Annotated in this window: 18 protein-coding genes and 1 pseudogene; 9 read left to right on the top strand and 10 right to left on the bottom strand. The window is 68.7% G+C overall.

Annotated features, from left to right (window positions below; genetic code table 11):
- Positions 1–2 precede the first annotated feature (2 nt).
- The 3 genes from Pka01_RS38830 to Pka01_RS38820 all read left to right on the top strand — a co-directional run bounded on the left by Pka01_RS38830 (position 3) and on the right by Pka01_RS38820 (position 2,651).
- The gene (locus Pka01_RS38830) at positions 3–926 is read left to right on the top strand and encodes a bifunctional MaoC family dehydratase N-terminal/OB-fold nucleic acid binding domain-containing protein (protein ID WP_203888011.1); all 924 of its coding nucleotides are present in this window, start codon (positions 3–5) and stop codon (positions 924–926) included.
- On the top strand, positions 926–1,351 hold the full coding sequence (locus tag Pka01_RS38825; protein ID WP_203888010.1) for a MaoC/PaaZ C-terminal domain-containing protein: 426 nt from the start codon (positions 926–928) through the stop codon (positions 1,349–1,351). Before Pka01_RS38830 ends, Pka01_RS38825 begins: the two co-directional genes overlap by 1 nt.
- A 127-nt stretch (positions 1,352–1,478) precedes the next feature.
- Positions 1,479–2,651: a lipid-transfer protein gene (locus Pka01_RS38820; protein ID WP_203888009.1), complete on the top strand. Its 1,173-nt coding sequence runs from the start codon at positions 1,479–1,481 to the stop codon at positions 2,649–2,651.
- Between the two features lie 153 nt (positions 2,652–2,804).
- Here the strand turns inward: Pka01_RS38820 and Pka01_RS38815 are convergent, their stop codons facing one another.
- Complete coding sequence (locus Pka01_RS38815; protein ID WP_203888008.1) at positions 2,805–4,112, bottom strand: RNA polymerase sigma factor; 1,308 nt, start codon at positions 4,110–4,112, stop codon at positions 2,805–2,807.
- A 310-nt stretch (positions 4,113–4,422) separates the two neighbouring features.
- Here Pka01_RS38815 and Pka01_RS38810 point away from each other — a divergent pair, with 310 nt between their 5' ends.
- The 5 genes from Pka01_RS38810 (at position 4,423) to Pka01_RS38790 (ending at position 8,661) form a co-directional block, all read left to right on the top strand.
- A complete protein-coding gene (locus Pka01_RS38810; protein WP_203888007.1) occupies positions 4,423–5,499 on the top strand; it encodes an ABC transporter ATP-binding protein in 1,077 nt (358 codons plus the stop codon).
- On the top strand, positions 5,496–6,173 hold the full coding sequence (locus Pka01_RS38805; protein ID WP_203888006.1) for an ABC transporter permease: 678 nt from the start codon (positions 5,496–5,498) through the stop codon (positions 6,171–6,173). The genes Pka01_RS38810 and Pka01_RS38805 overlap by 4 nt, the downstream gene beginning before the upstream one ends.
- Entirely contained in the window at positions 6,170–6,832 is a 663-nt protein-coding gene (locus Pka01_RS38800) for an ABC transporter permease (RefSeq protein WP_203888005.1), read from the top strand. The genes Pka01_RS38805 and Pka01_RS38800 overlap by 4 nt, the downstream gene beginning before the upstream one ends.
- Positions 6,833–6,868: 36 nt before the next feature.
- Complete coding sequence (locus tag Pka01_RS38795; RefSeq protein ID WP_203888004.1) at positions 6,869–7,783, top strand: ABC transporter substrate-binding protein; 915 nt, start codon at positions 6,869–6,871, stop codon at positions 7,781–7,783.
- A gap of 386 nt (positions 7,784–8,169) precedes the next feature.
- Positions 8,170–8,661, top strand: coding sequence for a flavin reductase family protein (locus tag Pka01_RS38790; RefSeq protein WP_203888003.1), 492 nt, complete (start codon positions 8,170–8,172; stop codon positions 8,659–8,661).
- A 19-nt stretch (positions 8,662–8,680) separates the two neighbouring features.
- On the opposite strand, the gene Pka01_RS38785 is transcribed toward Pka01_RS38790, so the two are convergent.
- The 8 genes from Pka01_RS38785 to Pka01_RS38750 all read right to left on the bottom strand — a co-directional run bounded on the left by Pka01_RS38785 (position 8,681) and on the right by Pka01_RS38750 (position 20,309).
- Complete coding sequence (locus Pka01_RS38785; RefSeq protein WP_203888002.1) at positions 8,681–9,544, bottom strand: hypothetical protein; 864 nt, start codon at positions 9,542–9,544, stop codon at positions 8,681–8,683.
- Positions 9,541–10,095 carry an RNA polymerase sigma factor gene (locus Pka01_RS38780; RefSeq protein ID WP_203888001.1) on the bottom strand — a complete coding sequence of 185 codons (555 nt, stop codon included), beginning with the start codon at positions 10,093–10,095 and terminating at the stop codon, positions 9,541–9,543. The genes Pka01_RS38785 and Pka01_RS38780 overlap by 4 nt, the downstream gene beginning before the upstream one ends.
- 112 nt (positions 10,096–10,207) lie before the next feature.
- Positions 10,208–10,738: a GNAT family N-acetyltransferase gene (locus Pka01_RS38775; protein ID WP_203888000.1), complete on the bottom strand. Its 531-nt coding sequence runs from the start codon at positions 10,736–10,738 to the stop codon at positions 10,208–10,210.
- Positions 10,739–10,754: 16 nt separating this feature from the next.
- Positions 10,755–12,446: a signal peptide peptidase SppA gene (gene sppA, locus Pka01_RS38770; RefSeq protein WP_203887999.1), complete on the bottom strand. Its 1,692-nt coding sequence runs from the start codon at positions 12,444–12,446 to the stop codon at positions 10,755–10,757.
- Between the two features lie 488 nt (positions 12,447–12,934).
- The gene (gene glgB, locus Pka01_RS38765; RefSeq protein WP_239116250.1) at positions 12,935–15,082 is read right to left on the bottom strand and encodes a 1,4-alpha-glucan branching protein GlgB; all 2,148 of its coding nucleotides are present in this window, start codon (positions 15,080–15,082) and stop codon (positions 12,935–12,937) included.
- Positions 15,083–15,152: 70 nt separating this feature from the next.
- Positions 15,153–16,502: a maltokinase N-terminal cap-like domain-containing protein gene (locus tag Pka01_RS38760; RefSeq protein ID WP_203887997.1), complete on the bottom strand. Its 1,350-nt coding sequence runs from the start codon at positions 16,500–16,502 to the stop codon at positions 15,153–15,155.
- Positions 16,499–18,232 (bottom strand): maltose alpha-D-glucosyltransferase, encoded by a 1,734-nt coding sequence (gene treS / locus Pka01_RS38755; RefSeq protein WP_239116241.1) that lies wholly within the window; start codon positions 18,230–18,232, stop codon positions 16,499–16,501. Before treS ends, Pka01_RS38760 begins: the two co-directional genes overlap by 4 nt.
- 31 nt (positions 18,233–18,263) lie before the next feature.
- Positions 18,264–20,309, bottom strand: a complete 2,046-nt coding sequence (locus Pka01_RS38750) for an alpha-1,4-glucan--maltose-1-phosphate maltosyltransferase (RefSeq protein WP_203887996.1) — start codon at positions 20,307–20,309, stop codon at positions 18,264–18,266.
- 549 nt (positions 20,310–20,858) lie between these two features.
- Between Pka01_RS38750 and glgP the strand changes: the two genes are divergently transcribed.
- Positions 20,859–23,456, top strand: a complete 2,598-nt coding sequence (gene glgP / locus Pka01_RS38745) for an alpha-glucan family phosphorylase (protein ID WP_203887995.1) — start codon at positions 20,859–20,861, stop codon at positions 23,454–23,456.
- Positions 23,457–24,136: 680 nt separating this feature from the next.
- On the opposite strand, the pseudogene Pka01_RS38740 reads toward glgP, so the two are convergent.
- Positions 24,137–24,499 (bottom strand): annotated as a pseudogene (locus tag Pka01_RS38740) (hypothetical protein); the annotation flags it as partial.

The following is a 24,499-nucleotide window of genomic DNA, read 5'->3' as shown; positions in this document are numbered from 1 at the left end:
TGATGACCGAACTGCGGGACCATCTCATGGCGCTCGCGGACAAGGCGGTCGCGGCGGGGGAGGGCCCCCGCCAGGCGGCCCCCCACCCGGTGAACGACGTCATGATCAGTCACTGGACCGAGGCGATGGGGGATCGCAACCCCGTCTACGCCGGCCCAGACGCGGTGGCCCCTCCCGTGATGATCCAGGTGTGGTCGATGGAGGGACTGAGCCGTGACCCGGCCAGGGAGTTCCGGAGGCCGATGGACGACGTCTTCGACGCGCTCGACGAGGCCGGATACAAGGGCGTCGTGGCCACGAACTGCGAGCACACCTACCACCGCTATCTCTCGACGGGCGAGGAGCTGACCTCGAGCACCCGCATGGTGGACATGGTAGGGCCCAAGCGGACCGCGCTCGGGGAGGGCTACTTCGTCACCTGGAACGTCACCTGGTTCTCCGGGGACGAGCCGGTGGCCGAGATGATGTTCCGGCTGCTGAAGTTCCAGCCGGTCGTTCCGGCGGAGAAGGCGAAGCGGGAGCCGTACCCGCTCCGGCCGGCCGTGAACGACGACACCCGTTTCTTCTGGGACGGCGTGCAGGCCGGCGAACTGCGGATCCAGAGGTGCGGGGGCTGTGGAGAGCTGAGGCATCCGCCGGGACCCGTCTGCCCGTCGTGCCGGTCGGCCGAGCGGACGCACATCGTGGCGAGCGGTGCGGGCACGGTCTACAGCTATGTGGTGCACCACCATCCGCCGGTGCCCGGGCAGGAGCCCCCGTTCGTCGTGGCCGTGGTGGAGCTCCCCGAAGGGGTACGGATGGTCGGAAATATCGTGCAATGCCCCATTGAAGAGGTTTATGTCGGCATGCCTGTGCGGGTGACGTACCAGGAGATGGACGACGAACTGACCCTGCCGATGTGGGCCCCGATCCCGGAGGAGGCGTGATGCGGGTCGTCGCCGGAAGCGTGCTGCCGCCTCTCACGATCGAGCTGACCCCCACGGTCGTGATCTCGACCGCACTCGCGACGAGGGACTTCACGCCGGTCCACCACGACCCCGCCATCGCCAAGGCGCAGGGGTCGAAGGACATCTTCCTGAACATCCTGACGACGATGGGCCTGGTCGAGCGGTACGTCAGCGACTGGGCCGGCCCCGACGCCCGGTTCCGTGGAATCAAGGTGAAGCTCGGCGTCCCCGCCTACGCGGGAGACACCCTGACCTTCTCCGGAACCGTGGCGACCGTCGGGGAGAACGAGGCGGTCGTCGAAGTGACAGGCTCGGTCAGCCTCGGCCCTCACGTCACCGCCTCTGCCGTGATCATGCACGGGTTCGGAGAGTCCCCCGCCGACCTCCCCCCACCCCGCGCGTGATCATGCACGGATTCGTGATCAGGCCGGGTGAGCTGCGACCCCTCTGGCCGTGATCATGCACACTTTCGCGATCAATGTCTTTGACCTGCACCGACCGGTTTCGTGATCATGCAGAGAGGGTGAGTCGATGAGCTCCCTGTCCGGCCGTACGGCTGTCGCGGGCATCGGCGCGACGGAGTTCTCCAAGGAGTCCGGACGCTCGGAGTTGCACCTCGCCGCCGAAGCGGTGTTCGCCGCGCTCGACGACGCGGGGCTCTCGCCGTCCGATGTGGACGGCATGGTCACTTACACGCAGGACGCCAACGACGAGATCGCCGTCGCCCGTGAAGTGGGTATCGGCGATTTGTCCTTCTTCTCGAGAGTGCATTACGGCGGCGGCGCCGCCTGCGGCACGGTTCTGCACGCCGCAATGGCGGTCGCGACCGGAGTCGCCGAGGTCGTGGTGTGTTATCGCGCGTTCAACGAACGGTCCGGCCGGCGTTTCGGCCAGCCCAATACGAGGCTCGGCGGCGAACCGTCGTCTCAGGGGCTGGAAATGAGCTGGCATGTGCCGTACGGGTTGATAACGCCCGCGGCATGGGTCGCCATGTTCGCGCGCCGCTATATGCACCAATACGGTGTCACGTCGGAAGACTTCGGCCGCGTGGCGGTGGCCATGCGGCGGCACGCCTCGACGAACCCGGCGGCCTGGTTCCATGGGCGTCCGATCACCTTGGCCGATCATCAGGCGTCGAAGTGGATCGTCGACCCACTGCACTTGCTGGACTGCTGCCAGGAGAGCGACGGCGCGGTGGCTCTGGTGGTGACCACGGAGGAGCGCGCCAGAGATCTGCGCCGCTCTCCCGCGGTGATCACGGCGGCCGCCCAGGGATCCGGCACCGGACAGATGATGATGACGAGTTATTACCGAGACGATATGACCGGTCTTCCGGAAATGGGCGTTGTCGGCCGCAAATTGTGGAAGGAATCTGGACTTTCTCCATCGGAAATCCAGACGGCCATCATTTATGATCATTTCACGCCATTTGTTCTCACCCAGTTGGAAGAACTCGGATTCTGCGAGCGCGGTGAGGCGAAGGACTTCATCCGGAACGGCGGCATCGAGATCGACGGCCACCTTCCCGTCAATCCGCACGGCGGCCAACTCGGCGAGGCCTACATTCACGGCATGAACGGCATCGCGGAAGCCGTACGGCAGATCCGCGGAACCGCGGTCAATCAGGTGGCGGGCGTGCAGAACGTCCTGGTCACGGCTGGTACGGGGGTGCCCACGAGTGGCCTCATCCTCTCTCAGGGATGAGGCGGCGTCGTGGCGGAACCGCGCATGATCACGAACGTCGTCACCGCAGGTGAGAGGCCGTGATCGCGAAAGTGTGCATGATCACGCGAGGGGGTTGGGCAGGTCAGGGCGCACGTCGCCGAACCCGTGCATGATCACGCGCAAGGGGTGGGGTCAGGGGGTGACGATCGTGGGGACGCTGAAGAACACGATCAAGGCGATGGCCAGGCAGATCAGGAAGCCTACGAGCTCCCAGACCCAGTCGTAGTGGCGGTCACGCGACTTGGCCTTCTTGCGCTTCTTCGGGCGGGCCTCGATCTTCGCCGGCTGCTTCGGCGTCTCAGCCTCCAGGACCGCCGCAGGACCGCTCTCCTGCTGAATCGGCGGGGTGGCCTCGACCGGCGCCGGCTGGGCCGCGGCGACCTTGGGCATGACCGGCGGCGCAGCCGAGATCGCGGCCGGCGGCGCGGGATCCGGCTCGGCGGGGCGGAAGGCGTCGAAGGTCGCGTCGACCTCCGACGAAGACGAAGACGAAACCGAAGGTGACGCCGGAGCCGGGGCCGGGGCCGGGGTCGGAGCCGCGACCGGGGCGGAGACGGCGGCGGCCGTCGGCGCAGCCGGGATCGCCCGCCTCCGGCCCGGACGGCCGTCGCCGAGCGCGTTGAGGATCGATCCCCGCATCTTGGGCATGGGCTCGGTCATGGCCTCGTGCTTGGCCTTGCGGCGAGGCAGCGGCGCCTTGGCCGGGTCGGTCTGCACCAGGACGGTGTCCGTCGCCTGGTCCGGGTTGCTCAGCGGCAGCGGCCAGGTGGGAGTCGTGGGCCACAACTTCTTGGCGGACAGCTTGAGGGAACCGGTGGTCACGCCTGGATCTTCGAGGAGCAGCGCGGACAGCACGCGGCCGCGCACCGCGGCGGATGGGCCGCGCCACGGCAGGCGGGCGAGGATGTCCTCGACCGGTGCGACTCCGATCGCGTTGTAGACCTCCGCCACGCCGGCGACGACGTACGGCGCTGAGCGGGCGGCCGTCGTCGCGGTCTCGAGGGTCTGGGCGAAGCGCCGCTGCGCCCCGAACGTGAGCTCCTGCGCGGTGTCGACGGCGACGTCGAGGACGACGGCGATCTCGGAGCTGCTCAGCCGGCAGACCGCCGACAACAGCAGCACCTCGCGCTGGTGCGGCCGGATGTCACGGAAGACGCGCTCGATCAGCGCGGTGGCGGGGTCGGCGACGGAGTCGACGGAAGGGAGGGCATAGCTGACATCCCTGCGGTAGATCTCGCGGCGAGCCAGGGCGTACAGGGCGGCACGGGCGGGCGGTTCACCCGCCGGGACGCCGGTGAAGACCGCGACCACGGCGTCGCCCGCCGACGTCGTCTCGCCGAGCTGGTCGTGGCAGTACGCGAACAGCCCGGCGGCGTGACGCTCGTAGAGCTCGGCGATCAGCTCGCTCCGTGAGCGCTGACCGGTGAGCGGTGAGGACACGACCGGCACTCCTCTGATTCGTAGTGGAGGGGCTGGAGGGATTGTTGAGAGTAATCATGCCAAGACAACGAGGGTGAGCGCACTATTAGATGCCCTATTGATAGATATTCCGGTGTGGGAATTCACATATTGATCATGTCGGTGAATCATCGACTGGACAGGACAGATCGGACGAGTGCCCCGTAGGCTGACGGGCACGTCATGGGACCGGGCGGCATGAGGCGGCCGGGACGGCCCGAGCCGATCTCGGGAACACCGATGTCGCTTGGTCTGTTGTCGTGATCGCTTGCTGTCGAGGGACGAGGTACGTGTGATCACATTTGAAGGCGTGACCAAGCGCTACCCCGATGGAACGGTGGCGGTTGACGACCTCAGCCTCCAGGCGCCCACGGGCGCGATCACGGTCTTCGTCGGACCGTCCGGATGCGGCAAGACCACCTCGCTGCGGATGATCAACCGCATGATCGACGCCACGTCGGGCCGGATCCTGCTCGACGACCAGGACGTCCGCGCGATCGATCCCCCGACGTTGCGCCGGGGCATCGGATACGTCATCCAGCAGGCGGGGCTCTTCCCGCATCGCAAGATCGTCGACAACGTGGCGACCGTGCCGTACCTGCTGGGCTGGGACAAGAAGAAGGCCCGCGCACGGGCCATGGAGCTGCTGGAACTGGTCGGGCTGGACTCCAAGCTGGCCGGGCGCTACCCCTTCCAGCTGTCCGGCGGACAGCAGCAGCGCGTCGGCGTCGCGCGCGCCCTGGCCGCGGATCCGCCCGTGCTGCTCATGGACGAGCCGTTCAGCGCCGTCGACCCCATCGTCAGGGCGAGCCTGCAGGAGGAGTTGCTCCACCTCCAGTCGGAACTGCACAAGACGATCGTGTTCGTCACCCACGACATCGATGAGGCGATCAAGCTCGGGGACGCCGTCGCCGTTCTCCGCGTCGGCGGCCGCCTGGCCCAGATGGCCGATCCGGCCACGCTGCTGAGCGAGCCTGCCGACGACTTCGTCCGCGAGTTCCTCGGCAAGGACCGCGGCATCCGGCGGCTGTCGTTCGTGCCGGCCACGGGAATACGGCTGGGCTCCGTTCCCGCCGATCTCGAGCTGGACGAGGACACCCGCCCCCTCGGGTGGCGTTCGGACGGCGGGCTCCTGCCGTACGGGACCTTCAATCCCGAGCGGGACTCGCTGCGTGCGGCGCTGGACGCGGCGCTGCTCTCGCCCAACGGCACGGCGATCGCCGTGGACGGCGACGGCCGGGCGATCGGTGTGGCGACGCGGGACGTGCTGGACGAGGCCCTCGCCCGGCACGGGACGAGGCCCGAGAAGCGGGTCCCGGATCCTGACCGAGAGGTCCCGGCGTCCGATCCGAGGCGGGCGGAGTCGTGAACGACGAGCCGCTGGTCCGCTGGGACTGGATCGCCAGGAACTGGGACAACGGCGGCCCGTCGGCCATCAGAACGCTTCTGGAGAGCCACGTCGTGATGGCGTTGCTGCCGGTGGTGTTCGGGCTGCTCATCGCGCTTCCGCTCGGGGTCGCGTGTGCGCGGTGGCGCCGGCTCTACCAGCCCACGGCGGGGTTGATGAACGTCGTCTACTCCCTGCCGTCGCTGGTGTTGTTCTCGATATTCCTGTCCTTCACCGGGCTCACCCAGTCGACGGTGATCATCCCGCTCACCCTGTTCACGCTGGCGATCCTGATCCCCGCCGTGGTGGACGGGCTGGGCTCGGTGCCCGAGCACGTACGGCAGTCGGCGGTGGCGATGGGCTTCCGGCCGCTGCGCCGCCTCCTCCAGGTCGAGTTGCCCGTCGCCGTCCCGGTGGTGCTCGGGGGCCTGCGCGTGGCGACCGTCTCCAGCATCAGCCTGGTCAGCGTGGGTGCGCTGATCGGCCAGGGCGGTCTCGGCAACCTGTTCATCGACGGGTGGCAGCGGCAGTTCCCCACCCCGATCGTCGTGGGGATCGTGCTCATCGTGCTGTTCGCCATACTGTCCGACGGCCTGCTCGTGCTCGCCCAGCGGTTGCTCACCCCGTGGTCGCGGGCGAGGAGGAGTGCGGCGTGAACTGGCTGATCGACTTCTTCGGCACCGCGGCCAACTGGTCGGGCTCCGACGGGATCCCCGTGCGCATCCTCGAGCACCTCGAGTTCTCGGCCGCGGCCTTCCTCATCGCGGCGCTGATCGCCGTCCCCCTGGGCCTGCTGATCGGCCACACCGGTCGCGGCGGCTTCATCGTCGTGGTCACCGCCAACGCCGCCCGCGCGCTGCCGACGCTGGGACTTCTCGTGCTGGTCGTGCTGCTGATCGGGGTGGGGACCGTGCTGCCGGTCCTGATCCCCCTGGTCGTCCTGGCCGTGCCGCCGATTCTGGTCAACACCTACGAGGGCGTGCGGGGGGTCGACGCCGACCTGCGCGACGCGGCGTACGGCATGGGCCTGCGCGGGCGCCAGGTACTGTTCCGGGTGCTGACCCCCAGTGCGCTGCCGCTGATCCTGCTGGGCCTGCGGCTGTCGGCCATCCAGGTGGTCTCGACGGCAAGCGTCGCCGCCTTCGTCGGCCTGGGCGGGCTCGGGCGGTTCATCATCGACGGACTGGCCACCAAGACATATTCAGACGTGATCGGGGGAGCGGTACTCATCGCGCTCCTTGCGCTGGCCGTCCAGTTGGGCTTCACCGTGCTCGACCGGGTGGTCGTCTCCCCGGGAGTACGACAGGTCCGCTAATCTCCCTATTACCTCCCGATTGTGAAGGGAATTTTGATGAAACGCATCCTCACCGCCGCCGTGGTCGCCGTGACCGCGGCGCTGACCCTATCCGCGTGCGGAGGTTCCGATCCGCTGACCTCCGCCACGCCGTCGAACGCGCCGGCGAGTTCGGGCGGGACGTCGGCCAAGGTCGTCGTCGGCTCGTTCAACTTCCCCGAGAGCATCCTGCTCGGCTCGATCTACGCGCAGGCGTTGCAGGCCAAGGGCGTCACCGTCGAGGAGAAGCCCAACATCGGCACCCGTGAGGTCGTCTACGACCAGGTCAAGAGCGGCGGCCTGACGGTCGTGCCCGAGTACATCGGTTCGTTGCTGGCCTTCGTCGACAAGACGAGCACCGCGAAGACCAAGGACGAGATCGTCGCCGGACTGCAGGCGAAGCTCCCGGCCGAGCTCGGTGTTCTCGACCCCTCCGAGGCTCAGGACAACAACTCGCTGACGGTCACCAAGGACACGGCGGCCAAGGACAAGCTCACCACGATCGAGGACCTGGCCAAGGTGTCCAAGAACTTCGTCGTCGGCGGGCCGCCGGAGTTCAAGGAGCGGCAGGAGCAGAACTTCAAGGACGTCTACGGCATGGAGTTCAAGGAGTGGAAGCCGACCGGTGACACCACCGCGGACGCGATCAAGAGCGGCACGATCCAGGTGGGCAACGTCTTCACGACCGACCCCAAGATCGTGCTGAACGACCTGGTCTCGCTGCAGGACACGAAGAACGCGTTCGGCTCCGACAACGTCACGCCCCTCGTCTACAAGGCCGGAGTCGACGACACGGTCACCTCGACGCTCAACGCGGTCTCGGCCAAGCTCACCACGGACACCCTGCTGTCGCTGATGAAGCAGATCTCCGTCGACAAGGCCGACCCGCCCGTGGTCGCCAAGGACTGGCTGACCCAGAACGGCCTCCTCTGACCCGCGTGCGTTTTTTTGTTGGTGTGATCATGCACAGGTTCGCGGATGTGCGGCTCTGCCTGCGCAACCTCGGCTCGTGATCATGCACAGGTTCGTGAATCGGCGGCCCTGCCTGCGGCGATGCGATTCGTGATCATGCGCGGATTCGTGGGCAAGGCCGCTGACCTGCGGAAAAGACGCCCGTGATCATGCACTCGAAAGCGCATGATCACGAACGTTGAAATCGCAGGCCAGGCCGTACGCCGCAGAACCTGTGCATGATCACGAATGGGAAAGGTGCAGGCCGGGCGGGACTTCTGCGAACATGTGCATGATCACGCCGCGAGGTTGCGCAGGTGGGAGGGGGTCCCTCCGAACCTGTGCATGATCACGGGCAAGGGGGGAGCATGTTCACCGAGGCCATGGGGCAGGTGCCCGCTGGGGTGGGGGTGGTCACGGTCAAGGACGGCCGCGACGACCTCGGCACCACGGTGGCCACGCTCCTGTCGGTGTCCCTCGAACCACCGCTCGTCCTGGTCAGCCTCGACTCGAGCAGCTATCTGACCGAGGTCCTCCTCCGCGACGACCGGTGGGCGGCCAGCCTCCTCGCCGACGGCCAGCAGGCGATCGCGTCGCGGTTCGCGACCCCCGGACGGCCCAGCGCCCGGCTGCTCCTCGCGGGAGCCCCGCACCATCGCGGGGAGCACTCCGAAGCCCTGATCGTCGACGGCGGAGTGACCGCGCTCGAGGTCGAGACCACTCGGGTCGTCCCGGCCGGCGACCACACGCTCTTCATCGGACAGGTCCTCGCCGTCGCCTACGTCGACGTCTCGAAGGCCCCGCTGGTACGGCTTCGCGGCCGCTACCGGCCCGTGCCGAAGGCCCCCGAGAGCCCCTGAGGCTCCCAAGGGCTCCCGGTCAGCCCAGTGGCTCGGGGCCGACGAAGATGATCACTTGACCCTCGCTGCCCGCGAGCGCGTCACGGACGTACCAGTCCTCGTGCACCTCCGCGGCAGGGATGCCGTTCGGGTACGGCTGGTCCGAGCCGTCCTCCTCGTAGCGGTACTCGATCCTCGTGATGTGCCGTCTGGCGGCCTCCGCGAGCACGTCCGCCACGGTCCTGCCCTGGACGTCGCTCAGCCCGACGCCTTCGCCCGGTACGTCTCCGGGGGCGGTGTTGTACTGCTCGCCCGGTCGCGCTGCCCGGCCGAAGACGACACTTAGATGACCTTTGAACGTCAGGGGAATCTTGATGCCGACGCCGCAGGTCTCCGGACCGCAGGCCCCTTCCGCCGTGATCATCCGTACGTCGTTGCTTTCTTCGTCGCCCCCCATCATGAGCACCGAGCCGGCTCTGTTCGCGGAGGAGGGCTCCAGGGTGAGGTCGACGTCCAGCCCCCTCGCCGCGAACTCCCGCCGGTAGCGGGCCGGGTCGGCGACCGGGTCCTTCACCTTCACGACCAGGTAGTCGCCCTCGCGGCTGAACGACAGGGCGGCGGCCTGGGCGCTCGGCGGCCCGACCTGCACGGGACCGACCTTCTGACCGGGGGTCGCGGACGACGTCACGACGACCGCCGCGGCGGCCGTCACGCCAACCACGGCGACACCGAGCAGCAGACGGCGTCCGGATGACACCTTCCGGGGGATCTCGGCCGCACTGGTGTCCTGCGCCGTTGCCATGATCCGATCGGCCAGATCGGCCCTGGTCTGCGGGCGCACCATTGCGGCGGCCTCCTCGTCGGTCACGGGGGCGGCCTTCTTGATCAGCAGTTCGGGATTCATGCGGGATCTCCCTCCGTGACCCCGACCTGGGGCGCCGGCATTTCGAACAGGGCACCGCGACGTTCCAGCTCGCGGGTGAAGCGTCGGCGGGCGCGGTGCAACCGGACCCGTACGGCGTTGCGCGAGCAGCCGAGCACGGTGGCGATCTGCCCGGCGTCCAGGTCCTCCCAGCCGACCAGCGTCAGGAGTTCCCGGTCGCGCTCGGGCAGGCCGTCCAGCGCCTCCATGATCGGGCGCAGGTCCGCGGGCACCTCTCCGGCAGGCCTGTCGGCGAGGTCGGCCCGGAGCCGGTCGCCGAGCGCGAGGCGTCGTCGTTCGCCCCGGCGGTGGTTGGCGAGCACGCGCCGGGCCACGCCGTACAGCCACGGCCTGGTCTGGTCGTCCGGCGGCACGTCGTCCAGCCGCCGCCAGGCGGTCAGGAACGTCTCGGCGAGGACGTCGGCGGCGTCGTGGGCGTCGGCGGTGCGGCGCAGCACATACCCGAGCACGGGGTCGTGGTTGGCCGCGTACATCGCCTCGAAACGGCGTCGTTTCTCATCAGGGGGCGGCATCTCTCTCCTTGGGCGCACGCCGGGGTCACGGCGTCCCTCACGGAAGCTGACACCTGGCACATGTCCGCGAGCCCGGCCGGCATTTCACCCTGGCGAGGGGAACCGGTCCGGGCTACCAGACGTCGCCGTCCCGCCAGTCGCAGGTGAGATCCCCGGACAGGTCGGGCGAGACCGTTACGGGCAGGACGTAGACGCCGTCGTCGTCCTCCTCCGTGCGCCGGAGTCCGTCAGGCGTGAGCGCCCACGTCCGCCCCAGCCAGAGCCGCCACCCGCGGGCGGCGTAGAAGCCGACGGCCTCGTGGGCGCTGCTCAGGGCGCCCATCTCGTACGCGCCGCGCACCACTCGCTCCAGCGCGGTCATGACGGCGGCGCCGTACCCGTTCCTGCGCAGGTCGGCGCGTACGCCGACGGCCTCGATGTATCCCACGCGGAGCGCCCGGCCGTCGTGGATCAGGCGCCGCTGGACGACCGACCCGTGGGCGACCAGGTCCGGTCCCTCCCGGACGAGGGCGTGGACGCCGCCCAGTGAGTGGTCCCAGTCGTGGTCGTCCAGGCCGCCGTCGAACACGTCGTCGAGGAGCGTTCGCGCCTCGACCAGCGTCTCGGCGTCCAGGTCCGCGGTGTGAGCGGTGACGATCTTCATGACACGCGACGCCGGCTCAGCGGATCGTCCACCACCCGGGGAGCATCAGCGGGCCGAACGCCGGGAGGCCGAGCTCGCCGGCCAGCCTGGCCATCGGGCCCCACGCCTCGAGACGCACCCTGGCGAGGGCGGCGGACCTGTCCTCGCTCGACTCCGGCGGCCGGAGCCGCTCCAGCGGATGCATGCGCGGATACGTCCTGACCTGGGTGTCCTTGGGTAACCCGGCCTTCTTGCGTGCCAGGCTCAGCGCGTCCTCCACGCCGCCGAGCTCGTCGACCAGACCCGCCTCCCGGGCGTCGGCACCCGTCCAGACCCTTCCCCTGGCAAGCTCGTGCGTCCGCTCCCTGGTCAGGCCGCGTCCCTGCGCCACCTTGCCGACGAAGTCGTCGTAGATCCGGTCCAGCCAGCTGTTGACCCTGGCCCACTGGTCGTCGGAGAACTCACGTACGGGGGAGAACATGCCGGCGTTGGCGCCCTCGGAGACCGCCTCGGTGACCACGCCGAGCCTGCCCAGCAGCTCGCCGACGACCGGCTTGCCGCCGAACACGCCGATCGAGCCGGTCAGCGTGCCCGGCTGCGCGACGATGACGTCGGCGCCCATCGCGACGAAGTACCCGCCGGACGCGGCGAGGTCGCCCATCGAGATGATCACCGGCTTGCCGGCCTCGCGGGCCAGCACGACCTCGCGCCAGATCGCGTCCGAGGCGACGTACGACCCGCCCGGGCTGTCCACGCGGAACACGATGGCCCTGACCTTGTCGTCCTTGCGGGCGGAGCGGAGCGCCGCGCAGATCGTGTCGGAGCCCATGGCGCCCCCGCCGCCGAGCGGAGAGCGGCCGCTGCGGCCGAGCCGGATGGCGCCGGTGCCGTGGACCAGCGCGATCACCGGCTCGCCGGGGTGGGGGAGCCGCTTGGCCAGCGCCGACTTGGCGTACCGCGACACGTACATCAGGTGGGTGCCGTCCTCCACCGCCTCGGCGTACACCTCGTCGCGGTACTTGAGAGCGTCGACCAGGCCCGCCTCCACCGCCTCCGGCCCCAGGAACGGCCCCTGGTCGATGAGCTCGCGCACCCGCCGGGGTTCGAGCGAGCGTGCCTCGGCGATGCCCGCCGTGATCTGCTCGGTCACCGACTCGGCGATGCGGGCGGTGGACTCGCGGTGCGGCTCGGTCATGCGGTTCTGGGTGAACATGTTGGCCGCGGTCTTGTACTCATGACGCTGGCCGAGCTGGTACTCCACCCCCACCTTGGCTAGCGCGTCCCGTACGAAGCGCTGCTCGAGCGTGATGCCGGTGAGGCCGACGTCGCCGGACGGCTGGAGGTAGACCTTCTCGAACGCGCTGGCCAGGTAATAAGGAACGGTCCCGGCGCCGAACTCGCCGAACGTCTCCGCGAACGCGACGGTCCGCTTCCCCGCGGCCCGGAGCTTCAGTACGGCGGTGCGCAGCTCCTGGACCATGCCGAGGCCGATGGGGTTGCCGCCGATCTTCACGATCAGCCCCTTGACCCGGGAGTCGGTGCGGGCGCGCCGCAGGCCCGCCAACACGTCGGTGAGCCGGGGCCTGCGCATGGACAGCAGGGCTCCGAGCGGGTCGGAGGGCGGTCCCTCGGACAGCCCCTCGGTGAGATCGAGCTCCAGCACGAGTGCCGCGGTACGGCGTTGCCGAAGCCTGTCGACGGTCTCCATGATGGCCTGTGTCGCGTCCATAAATGTCACCATAGGCGACGGTCGTGTCGTCACGGCCCGGCCGATTCACCCCATGTTTGGGGTGATCATGCATAGACTCGCGGATCAATGGCCCAAGCTGGGCACATCACCCGCGTGATCATGCACAGGTTCGGCTGGATCCCGCCCTGCCTGGCCTTATGCGATTCGTGATCATGCGCGGATTCGGCCGAGCCCCGTCCCATCTGGCGTTATGCGCTCCGTGATCATGCATCTGGTGCCGCCCTGCATGATCACGTACGGCGAAGCCGCACGTCAGGCCACCGATCGCCGAGTCCGTGCATGATCACGCACGGGGTTTGCGCCGGTCAGGCGGCAAGCGCCCGAAAGTGTGCATGATCACGGCGAGGGTTGGGGCTGGTCGCCGTACCCGCACCCGAAGGTGTGCATGATCACGCGGAAGGGGTCGAGCGCGGAAGGGGTCGAGCGCGGAAGGGGTCGCACGCGGAAGGGGTCGCGCGCGGAGGGGGTCACGCGGACGGGGGTGGCTTGCGCAGCCACACGGCTCCCAGTGGGGGGACGCGCAGGCGAGCGGAGCACGGCAGGCCGTGGTGAGGCGCGTCCACCGCCTCCACGGAACCGAGGTTGCCGACCCCGCTTCCCGCGTACTCGTAGGCGTCGGTGTTGACGATCTCCTCCCACCGGCCGCCCACCGGAAGGCCGAGGTGGTAGTTGTCGTGCGTCCCGCCGGAGAAGTTCGCGACGCAGGCCAGGATCGAGCCGTCCGTGCCGTACCGCAGGAAGGAGAAGACGTTGCCCGAGGCGTCGTCGGCGTCGATCCAGCGGAAGCCGTCCGGCGTGGCATCCTGGGTGAACAGCGCCGGCGTCTCCCGGTAGACCCGGTTCAGGTCGCGGACCAGACGCTGCACGCCCTTGTGGAAGTCGAAGTCGAGCACCCACCAGTCGAGGCCCTTGGACTCCGACCACTCGGCGCCCTGGCCGAACTCGCCGCCCATGAACAGCAGTTGCTTGCCGGGGTGCGCCCACATGAACGCGTACAGCGTACGGAGGTTGGCGAAACGCTGCCACTCGTCGCCGGGCATCTTGCCCAGCAGCGACCCCTTCAGGTGCACGACCTCGTCGTGCGACAGGGGCAGCACGAAGTTCTCGGAGAACGCGTACATGAGGGAGAACGTCATCTGGTGGTGGTGGTACTGCCGGAAGATCGGCTCACGCGCGAGGTAGCCGAGCGTGTCGTGCATCCAGCCCATGTTCCACTTGAAGCCGAAGCCCAGCCCGCCGAGGTGGACGGGCCGCGACACCCCCGGCCAGGCCGTCGACTCCTCGGCGATCGTCACGATCCCCGGCACCTCGCGGTAGCAGACGGAGTTCATCTCCTTGAGGAACTCGATCGCGTCGAGGTTCTCCCTGCCGCCGTGGATGTTCGGCGTCCACTCGCCCTCGCGGCGCGAGTAGTCCAGGTAGAGCATCGAGGCCACGGCGTCCACGCGGAGGCCGTCGACGTGGAACTCCTTCAGCCAGAACACGGCGTTGGCGACCAGGAAGTTGCGCACCTCGCGGCGGCCGAAGTCGAAGACGTACGTCCCCCAGTCGGGGTGCTCGCCGCGCGCCGGGTCGGCGTGTTCGTAGAGCGGCGTGCCGTCGAAACGCGCGAGCGCCCACTCGTCCATGGGGAAGTGCGCGGGCACCCAGTCGACGATCACGCCGATGCCCGCCTGGTGCAGTTCGTCGACCAGGTGACGGAAGTCGTCGGGCGAGCCGCACCGGGACGTGGGGGCGTAGTAGGACGTCACCTGGTAGCCCCACGACCCCCCGAACGGGTGCTCGGCCACGGGCAGGAACTCCACGTGGGTGAAGCCCATGTCCTTCACGTAGGAGACCAGTTCGGCGGCCAGGTCGCGGTACGACAGCCCCGGACGCCACGAGCCGAGGTGGACCTCGTAGGTGCTCATCGGCGTGGTCAGGGCGTCGCGGCCCGCCCGGGCGGCCAGCCACTCCTCGTCGCGCCAGACGTACTCGGCCTGCTCGACGATCGAGGCGGTCGCCGGGGGCACCTCGGTGCGGCGGGCCATGGGGTCGGCCTTCTCCCGCCATACGCCGTCGAGGCCGAGGATCTGGAACTTGTACCGGGTGCCCGCCCCGATGTCGGGGATGAACAGCTCCCACACGCCCGAACGGCCGAGCGAGCGCATCGGGTGCCCGCCGCCGTTCCAGTGGTTGAAGTCGCCGATCACCCGCACGCCCTGGGCATTGGGCGCCCAGACGGCGAACGCCGTGCCGTCGGTGTCCTCGTGGCGCAGGACGCGCGCGCCGAGCACCTCCCACAGACGCTCATGGCGTCCCTCGCCGATGAGGTGCAGGTCGATCTCGCCCAGGGTCGGCCAGTGGCGGTACGGGTCACCCGTCTCGTACGGCTCGCCACCCGGATACGTGACACGCAGCCGGTAGTCGGGGATCTTGTCCACGCCCGGGAGGGCCGTCTCGAAGACTCCGAAGCTCGTGTGACTCAGTTCGTACGGCCGGCCGTCGATCAGCGCCTCGACCTTCTCGGCGAAGGGCCGCAGGGCCCGGATCGTCACGCCGTCCCGTTCGAGGTGCGCGCCGAGGATCGAGTGGGGGTCGTGGTGCGCCCCGCCTGCCAGCCGGTCCAAGTCCATTTCTTCACCCTGCCCTAGAACCATCCGAGGTCCCAACAAATCAGTAGATCGACACAGGCCGGTGGAGACCTCAGCCGAAGGCGGACAGGGGGATGGGCAGCCACGTGGGGCGGTTACGGGCCTCGTACACGACCTCGTAAACGGCCTTGGTCAGCTCGAGCGCCCGCAGGAAGACCGCGTCGTGGCCGCGGATCGCGCCGCCGGCCGCCGAGTAGCCCGCGAGGAACGCCGCCCGGTTGCGTTCCGCCCATTCCTGGGCGCGCCTGTCCAGCGACTCCGCCCGAGGGTGACCCGCCAGCAGGTGCCTGGCCGCGTATTCGAACGAGCGCAACATGCCCGCCACGTCGCGCAGGGGCGAATCCAGAGCCCGGCGGTCCGCGAGAGGCTGGCCGGGCTCGCCCTCGAAGTCGAGCACCACCCAGTCGGCCGGGGTGCGCATGACCTGGCCGAGGTGATAGTCGCCGTGCACCCGCTGGACCGGTATGTCGTGGTCGAGGTCGGCCAGCCGGTCGAACGCCTCATGGGCCACGCCCGCGTGCGCCGCGAGGGCGGGGACCTCGGCGACGGCCTTCTCCAGGCGCCGCCGGAAGCGCTCGGTCATCCGTTTGATCTCGGGAGGTTCGATCACTCCCGTGGGAAAGGCCTCGGCCAGTTCGGCGTGGACCTCGGCCGTCGCCGTACCGAGGCGGAACGCCTCCGCGGCGAAGTCGCCGCCCGCGTCCTCCGCCGGCATGCCCGGCGGGGTGGCGTAGAGATCGCGGACGCTGGTCAGCGCCATCGTCCAGCCCTCGTTGGCGTTCGACAGGTACTCCTGCATGATCGCCAGGGTCGTCGTCTCGCCGTCCAGCTCCGTCTCGATCCAGCCGTACGGCCTGGCGACGTGGGCCGATCCGGCGCCGGCGAGCGCCGTGATCACCTCGAGTTCGGGATTGAGGCCGGGCGTGAGCTGGCGGAACAGCTTGAGGATGTACATGTCGCCGAAGACCAGCGACGTGTTCGACTGCTCGGCGGTCAGCACGAGGCTGCGCTGCGAGGTGTCGATCGTGGTGCCCGCCACCCGGTGGAATCCGAGCCGCGGCACCCGCAGCCCGGAGTCCATGCCGTTCAGCAGCCGGGACGTCAGCGTCGCGTCGTGCGCCGCGTCGTAGGCGCACAGGCGGCGACCGCGCCAGTCGCACCAGCCGATCAGGACGTGTTTGAGCCGGTCCGGCATGCGTGCCCGCAGGCCGAGCGGGATCTGGTACCGCGTGGTCCGCTCGCCCTGCCGTACGGACACGATGGCGTGGACCAGCGTCGGGTCGCCCGGATCCAGCTCGGTCAGGGTGTCGACGGACAGGTCATCGATCGCGCGCCCCTTGCCGGCGAACCACCGCTGTCCGGTGATCCAGCCGGCCAGAAGCTCCTGAAGTGAAGTCGTCACTCCTCCTTCGCGCCGACCGCCCTCGATGGCACGGGCAGTGTGAACCAGTAGAACCCATGCCCCGGAAGCGTCAAAAGATACGGAAGCTCGCCAATCGGCGGGAAAGGAACTCCGCCCATGCACTCGACGGGCATCGATCCCTCGAACCTGCGCAGGTCGAGTTCCACCGGCTGCGGGAAGCGCGAGAGGTTGTTGACGCACAGGACGCGGTCGTCCCCGAACTCCCGGACGAACGCCAGCACGCTCGGGTTGGACGAGTTGAGCTCGGTGAAGTCGCCCAGGCCGAACACCGGGTGACGCTTGCGGATCTCGATCATGCGCTTGGTGAAGTGGAGCAGCGAGCTGGAGCTCTTCTGCTGGGCCTCGACGTTGATGGCCTGGTACCCGTAGATCGGGTCCATGATGACCGGCAGGTAGAGACGGCCGGGGTCGCAGTCGGAGAAGCCCGCGTTGCGGTCGGGGGTCCACTGCATCGGCGTGCGGACGCCGTCGCGGTCGCCCAGCCAGATGTTGTCGCCCATGCCGATCTCGTCGCCGTAGTAGAGCACGGGGGAGCCGGGCAGGCTCAGCAGCAGGGCGGTGAACAGCTCGATCTGGTTGCGGTCGTTGTCCAGCAGCGGCGCCAGGCGGCGGCGGATGCCCACGTTCGCCCGCATGCGCGGGTCCTTGGCGTACTCCGAGTACATGTAGTCGCGCTCTTCGTCGGTGACCATCTCGAGCGTGAGCTCGTCGTGGTTCCTGAGGAAGATGCCCCACTGGCAGTTCTCGGGGATCTTCGGCGTCTGGGCCAGGATCTCCGAGATCGGGTAGCGGGACTCGCGCCTGACCGCCATGAAGATGCGGGGCATGAGCGGGAAGTGGAAGGCCATGTGGCACTCGTCGCCGCCGCTGACCGGGTCGCCGAAGTACTCCACCACGTCGGCCGGCCACTGGTTGGCCTCGGCCAGCAGGACCCGGTCGGGGTAGAGCCTGTCGATCTCCGCGCGGACCCGCTTCAGGTACGCGTGAGTCTCCGGCAGGTTCTCGCAGTTGGTCCCCTCCTGTTCGAACAGGTAGGGGATGGCGTCCATCCGGAACCCGTCGATGCCGAGGTCCAGCCAGAACCGCAGCACCTCCAGCATGGCCTCCTGCACCGCGGGGTTCTCGTAGTTGAGGTCCGGCTGGTGGTGGAAGAAGCGGTGCCAGTAGTACTGCTGCCGCACCGGGTCGTAGCTCCAGTTGGACGACTCGGTGTCGATGAAGATGATCCGGGCGTCCTGGTACTTCTCGTCGGTGTCGCTCCAGACGTAGAAGTCGCCGTACGGTCCCTCGGGATCCTGGCGGGACGCCTGGAACCACGGGTGCTGGTCGCTGGTGTGGTTCATGACGAGGTCGGCGATCACTCGGATGCCGCGCTTGTGCGCCTCGTCGACCAGCTTGACGAAGTCGCCCAGGTCGCCGAAGTCAGGAAGGATCTTCATGAAGTCGGCGATGTCGTATCCGCCGTCGCGGAGCGGCGACTCGTACAGCGGGAGGAGCCACAGGCAGTCGACGCCGAGCCACTGGATGTAGTCGAGCTTGTCGATCAGCCCCCGGATGTCGCCGGTGCCGTCGCCGTTCGAGTCCGCGAAGCCGCGGATAAGCACCTCGTAGAAGACAGCCCGTTTGTACCAGTACTGATCCCGCGGCTTCTCGTGCGTGAAGGTGTTCGGGATGGGCTGGTGCTGGCTGGGCTGAGGTGTCGAGCTCACCTGTGGACTCCCCGGATGTGCAGGGCCACGCTCACGGGCGGAGCACTGACCCGTGGCGGAGCGTGAAGACGTGTGCGGGATTTACATGCGGGTCGAGACGCACGTAGTCGGCCTGCCCCCACTGGTACGACTCGCCCGACAGTTCATCATGCACGACGAACTGGTCCTGCCAGTCGAGACCGAGCGCGGGCATGTCCAGCCGGACGGTCGCCTCATGGGTGTTGTACGGATCCAGATTCACAACGGCCAGTACCACATCGCCTATGCCGTGCCGTCGTGTGGCCGTGTCGTAGGCGCCGGGCAGTCGCTTGGAGAAGCAGATCAGATCCGGCTGGTCGACGCTGTGAAACCGTAGGTTACGCAATTCCTGGAGTGCCGGGTGAGCTCTTCGCAACAAATTGAGCTGCGTGATGAATGGGGCGAGACTCCGTCCCGCTCGCTCGGCCGCCGCCCAGTCGCGCACCCTGTACTGATATTTCTCGCTATCCAGGTATTCCTCGCTGCCAGGCCGTACCGGGACGTTCTCGGCCAGTTCGTAGCCGGAGTAGACACCCCAGGTCGGGGCCATCAGCGCACCGAGCACCGCTCTGATCTTGAAGGCGGGCACCCCTCCGTGCTGCAGGTACTCGTGCAGGATGTCCGGCGTGTTGACGAACAGGTTCGGACGCAGGAAGTGCGAGGTCTCGTGGGCGAGCTCCCCGAGATACTCCTCCACGTCGCTTCTGGAGTTCTTCCACGTGAAATAGGTGTACGACTGGTGGAACCCGATCTTGGCGAGCGTCTGCAGCATCGCCGGCCGGGTGAACGCCTCCGCCAGGAAGAGCACGTCGGGGTCGGTGGTGTTGATGTCGGCCAGCAGCCGTTCCCAGAAGCTCACCGGCTTGGTGTGCGGGTTGTCCACGCGGAAGATCCGCACGCCGTGGTCCATCCAGAGCCGGACCACCCGCTTGATCTCGGCGTAGATGCCCTCGGGGTCCTTGTCGAAGTTGAGCGGATAGATGTCCTGGTACTTCTTGGGCGGGTTCTCGGCGTACGCGATCGTCCCGTCGGCCCGGATGTTGAACCATTCGGGATGCTCCTTGACCCACGGGTGGTCGGGGGAGCACTGCAGCGCCAGGTCGAGGGCGATCTCCATGCCCAAATCCCGCGCCCTGGCCACGAAGGCGTCGAAGTCCTCGAACGTCCCGAGATCCGGGTGGATCGCGTCGTGCCCGCCGTCCTCGGAGCCGATCGCCCAGGGCGAGCCGGGGTCGTACTGCTCCGGGGTGAGGGTGTTGTTGCGCCCCTTGCGGAACTGTGTGCCGATCGGGTGGATCGGCGGCAGATAGACGATGTCGAACCCCATCTGGGCGACCGCGGGCAGCCGTTTCGCCGCGGTACGGAAATTCCCTGATTTGGGGGCGACGTCCTCCTCGACCACGGCTCCCTCGGAGCGGGGGAAGAACTCGTACCAGGACCCGAACAGCGCCCGCCGCCTGTCCACCTGCACCCGGCACCTGCCGGACCGCGTGACCAGATCACGCAGCGGGTGCGCGGCGACCAGCGCGGCCGTCTCGGGCAACTGCGCCACGGTGAAGCGCGCACGCGGATCGACGCGGTCGTCCCGCAGGCGCTCGGCGATCGCCAGCATCGCCGTCCGATGCCCGCAGGAGTCGTCCGCGGGATCGTCCTTGCAGTCCGATGCGCGTACGGCTCTCGCCGCGCGCTCGAAGAGCCGGGCGCCCTCCTCGCACATGAGGTCGGCGTCCAGGCCGCGCGGGATCTTGATCTCCGCGTCGTGCGTCCACGTGGCAATGGGATCACTCCACGCCTCGACGCGGAACTGCCACAGGCCCTCGGCCGGCAGCGTCACCTCCGCGCTCCACCTGTCGGTGCCCGGAGCGACCTCCCGCATGCGCAGCAGCCGCTTCGACGCCCCGCTCGGGTCGATCAGCACGACCCCGGCGGCCACGGCGTCGTGTCCCTCGCGGAACACGGTGGCGCTGATCTCGAAGGTCTCACCCGCGGCCGCTTTCGCGGACCGGCGTCCGCAGTCGACGACGGGCTGGATGTCCTGGATTGGGATTCTTCCGATCATCGTCACTCACGTTAGCGACGGCACGCCCGGTGCCGTCGGATTTTCAAGATCTTCTTAATGGGTCAATCAGGTCGATTTCCGGGGTTGCCCGAGCGTTCACCTGACGTGGCCTGGACTGGCCGCGCCAGATCGTTCTCAGGTGGTGCCGGGATGGTGCCGTGTCCTGCTGCGTGTCTTGCTGGGTGTCCTGCTGGTCGTGCCGTCGAGCACTCGCGCCGTCCGGAGTCGGCGCGTCGAGGAGCCCGTCACGGGGAACATCGCTCCATAGAGGGGTTGCCCCAATAGTCCCCTCTTACCCCTGCCGGCGAAAAGACTGCGTGGTGTGTTCGACCGGCCGCTCTGTGGTGAGCGAGCACACTCGGGCGGTCGTAGCATCGCCGGTGAGACTCACCCGAGCCAGTGTAGTTTTGTGAGGTTTGAGCCGGTTTGTTGGTGGTGAGAGCGCTTATGCAAGAAATCCAGGGAAGTGTCGCCACCGCGGACATCCCCGGCATCCGACAGAGTGTTTCGGTCGCGCGTCGTGGCGCTGAGTAACTAGGGTCTGGCCCCGTGAGAGCTATCCGCAGGTTCACCGTCCGCACCGTCCTTCCCTCGCAGCTCGAGCCGCTGGGCGAGCTGGTCCGGAATCTCCGCTGGTCATGGCACCCGGAGACCATGGACCTGTTCGCCGAGGTGGACCCCGAGGTTTGGGAGCGGGTCGACCACGACCCCGTCGCCCTTCTCGGCGCCGTGGAGGCCGACCGGCTGCGCGAGCTCGCCCAGGACCGGCGCTTCCTGCGCCGGCTGGCCGACGCCGCCGACGATCTCCGCGAGTACATGACCGCTCCCCGGTGGTACCAGTCGCAGGACGGCGGGCCCGCCGCCATCGGCTACTTCTCCCCCGAGTACGGCATCGCCGCGGCCCTGCCCCAGTACTCGGGCGGCCTGGGCATCCTGGCGGGCGACCACCTCAAGGCGGCGAGCGACCTCGGCGTGCCGATCCTCGGCGTCGGCCTGCTGTACCGCCACGGCTACTTCTCGCAGTCGCTCTCACCCGAGGGATGGCAGCAGGAGCACTACCCGTCCCTCGACCCCGGCGGCCTCCCGCTCACCCTCCTGAAGGAGGAGGACGGCGCCCCCGCGCGAGTCCGGATCAGCCTGCCCGGCTCCCGCACCCTGCACGCCCAGATCTGGATCGCCCAGGTGGGCCGGGTGCCGCTGCTGCTGCTCGACTCCGACATCGCCGACAACGACTCGGCCGCCAGGGACGTGACCGACCGTCTCTACGGCGGCGGGACCGACCACAGGCTCGTCCAAGAGTTGCTGCTCGGCATCGGCGGCGTGCGGGCGATCCGGGCCTACTGCCGAATCACCGGCCACCCCGAGCCCGAGGTGTTCCACACCAACGAGGGCCACGCGGGCTTCCTCGGCCTCGAGCGCATCCGTGAGCTCACCGAGGCGCGCCTGTCCTTCGACGAGGCCCTCGAGGCGGTCAGGGCCGGCACCGTGTTCACCACGCACACCCCGGTCCCCGCGGGGATCGACAGGTTCCCCGCCGAGATGATCGCCAGGCAGTTCGGCGGCGCCAACGCGTGGCCGACGGTGAGCGTCGACCGCATCCTCGCACTCGGAGCCGAGCCCGACGGCCCCGACGCCGATCCGGCCGTCTTCAACATGGCGGTCATGGGCATGCGGCTCGCCCAGCGGGTCAACGGCGTCTCCGAACTGCACGGCGAGGTCAGCCGGGAGATGTTCAAGGGGCTCTGGCCGGGCTTCGACGTCGAGGAGGTGCCGATCGGGTCGATCACCAACGGCGTCCACGCCCCGAGCTGGGTCGGCCGTGAGGTCATGGAGCAGGCGGGCGACGAACTGGCCTCCCTGACCGACATGTCCCAGGGCTGGGACGCCGTACGGAAGCTCTCCGACGCCGACATCTGGTCCATCAGGGGCGGGCTCAGGGCGCACCTGGTGACCGAGGCCCGCAAGCGCATCAGACGGTCCTGGCGGCAGCGTGGAGCGGCGGAGGCGGAGCTGGGCTGGGTCGACGAGGCCCTCGACCCCGACGTCCTGACCATCGGGTTCGCCCGGCGGGTGCCGTCCTACAAGCGGCTCACGCTGATGTTGTCCGACCCGAAGCGGCTGAAGAGCCTGCTCCTCGACCCCGACAAGCCGGTCCAGATCGTGATCGCGGGCAAGGCGCACCCGGCCGACGAGGGCGGCAAGAAGTTCATCCAGCAGATGGTCCGCTTCGCCGACCAGGAGGACGTGCGGCACCGCATCGTCTTCCTGCCCGACTACGACATGGCCCTCGGGCGGCTCATGGTCACCGGCTCCGACGTGTGGATGAACAACCCGCTGCGGCCGCTGGAGGCGTGCGGCACATCGGGGATGAAGGCCGCGCTGAACGGCGGTCTCAACCTGTCGATCCTCGACGGCTGGTGGGACGAGTGGTTCGACGGCAACAACGGATGGGCCATCCCCAGCGCCGACGGCGTCACCGACCCCGAGCGCCGCGACGAGCTGGAGGCGGCCGCCCTGTACGACCTCATCGAGCGTGAGGTCGCCGACCGCTTCTACGACCGCGCGGCCGACGGGCTGCCCCGGCGCTGGCTGGAGATGGTCAAGCACACGCTCAGCTCGCTCGGGCCCAAGGTGCTCGCAGGCCGGATGCTCCGCGACTACGTCGAGGGCCTGTACACGCCGGCCGCGAGTTCGGCCCGCGCGCTCACGGTGGACGGCTACGCGAACGCCCGCCAGTTCGCCGCGTGGAAGCTGAGGGTCACCCAGGCGTGGCCCGGGATCCGCGTGGAGCACGTCGAGGCAGCGGGAGTGGGGGACACCCCCGAACTCGGGGCCAGGCTGGAGCTGCGCGCGACCATCGCGCTGGGCGAGCTGTCCGCCGACGACGTCCAGGTGCAGGCGGCCTACGGTCGCGTCGGGCCTCATGACGAGCTGATCTCGCCCGCCCACGTGACCCTCAAGGCCGACTCGGTCGACGACGACGGCAGGGCCTACTACACAGGCGACCTGCCCCTGGACCGGACCGGCGCGTTCGGCTACACGGTCCGCGTCGTTCCCTTCCACCCGCTCATGGCGTCTCCCGCGGAGCTCGGTCTCGTCGCGGCTCCGGAGGAGCCGGCGGGCATGACCAACGGAACCCTCCGCTAAGAGGGAGCGGGGCGCCTGGTCTGGCCGCGTGTCTGCCGGGTGTCCCGTCTCAGCCGCCTGTCGATCAACGGCCGGGTTGCCCGTGGCCGGTCGGCCTGTTTGATCGGCGGCCGGATATCTGGTCGCGCTACCTGGTCGCGGCTATCTGGTCGCGGCGCAGCATTGTTGATCAGCGGTGGATGCGGCCGGTTTTCCCTGGATGTGGCGGTCTCGTCGGCGGGCGAGACCGCCACACCCGTTTACGGCGGTCGCCGACAACCGTGCACGTCCAATGGCGCTTCCACGCCCGTGCGCTCCATTGACGACGGGCATCTTTGATCGCGGGCTTTCCACTGCAAGGACCTGCTGACCGCAGCATTCGTGATCGCGCGCAGGGGAGATCAGGCCGAGGGGACTGGCCCCGAATATGCCGGTGAGCCCTATTTCGACGAGCCCTCCGTCGGTGGCTAGAAACTCTTTTCGAAATCTGTAGTCAGGCGGTTACTCTCTGTGAGATGATTCGTTCAGAGTTTCGATTCGACGGAGGGGGTCGGCGTGGCAGGCGCGCGAGGGCCGCATCCCTCCTCTTCTTCTGGTGCAGGCGACCTGCCGTGCGGTCCCGAATGGTGGGCCGAGGTGACCGCCCAGGCGAGGTCGTGGTCGTCCGACGGCAGTTCGGCGTTGAGCTTTCCGGCGTCGAGCTATCCGCCGATGACCGACCCGTGGCCGGATCCGGCCTCTCGCGGCCTGTCGTTCGGGAGCCCGCCACGTCCCGGCCCGGCAGAGTCGGGGGCGCCGGTGGTGGAGTTCCCCGGTTCGGGTTGCGCTGCTCCTCCGGATTCGGGTTCCTCGGTGCCGGACCCGTCCGCCTCGAGTTCGCCGACTTTCACCTCGCCGTCCCCGCCGTCCTCGTCGTCTCCGTCGTCTCCGTCGGGCGAGCGGTGTGCGGCTGAGGGGTGTGCGGCCGGCGGGTCTGTATGGCCGGATGATCTGGTGGCCAGGGTCGTCGAGGTGGCGTCGGCCTTGGCGCTGGCCGAGTTCCCTGCCTCGCCGTCCATGTGCCT

Source organism: Planotetraspora kaengkrachanensis (assembly GCF_016862895.1).
Taxonomy (GTDB): Bacteria; Actinomycetota; Actinomycetes; order Streptosporangiales; family Streptosporangiaceae; genus Planotetraspora; species Planotetraspora kaengkrachanensis.
Note: the sequence above shows the minus strand (reverse complement) of the source record. Positions and strands in the feature narration are given on the sequence as shown.

Excerpts from the sequence above, each read along its gene's own strand:
- Pka01_RS38775 (WP_203888000.1), bottom strand. The coding sequence starts at position 10,738 with ATGAAGATCGTCACCGCTCACACCGCGGACCTGGACGCCGAGACGCTG.
- glgB (WP_239116250.1), bottom strand. The coding sequence starts at position 15,082 with ATGGACTTGGACCGGCTGGCAGGCGGGGCGCACCACGACCCCCACTCG.
- Pka01_RS38825 (WP_203888010.1), top strand. The coding sequence starts at position 926 with ATGCGGGTCGTCGCCGGAAGCGTGCTGCCGCCTCTCACGATCGAGCTG.
- sppA (WP_203887999.1), bottom strand. The coding sequence starts at position 12,446 with ATGGACGCGACACAGGCCATCATGGAGACCGTCGACAGGCTTCGGCAA.
- Pka01_RS38785 (WP_203888002.1), bottom strand. The coding sequence starts at position 9,544 with ATGAATCCCGAACTGCTGATCAAGAAGGCCGCCCCCGTGACCGACGAG.
- Pka01_RS38795 (WP_203888004.1), top strand. The coding sequence starts at position 6,869 with ATGAAACGCATCCTCACCGCCGCCGTGGTCGCCGTGACCGCGGCGCTG.
- Pka01_RS38820 (WP_203888009.1), top strand. The coding sequence starts at position 1,479 with ATGAGCTCCCTGTCCGGCCGTACGGCTGTCGCGGGCATCGGCGCGACG.
- Pka01_RS38750 (WP_203887996.1), bottom strand. The coding sequence starts at position 20,309 with ATGATCGGAAGAATCCCAATCCAGGACATCCAGCCCGTCGTCGACTGC.
- Pka01_RS38830 (WP_203888011.1), top strand. The coding sequence starts at position 3 with ATGACCGAACTGCGGGACCATCTCATGGCGCTCGCGGACAAGGCGGTC.
- Pka01_RS38780 (WP_203888001.1), bottom strand. The coding sequence starts at position 10,095 with ATGCCGCCCCCTGATGAGAAACGACGCCGTTTCGAGGCGATGTACGCG.
- Pka01_RS38790 (WP_203888003.1), top strand. The coding sequence starts at position 8,170 with ATGTTCACCGAGGCCATGGGGCAGGTGCCCGCTGGGGTGGGGGTGGTC.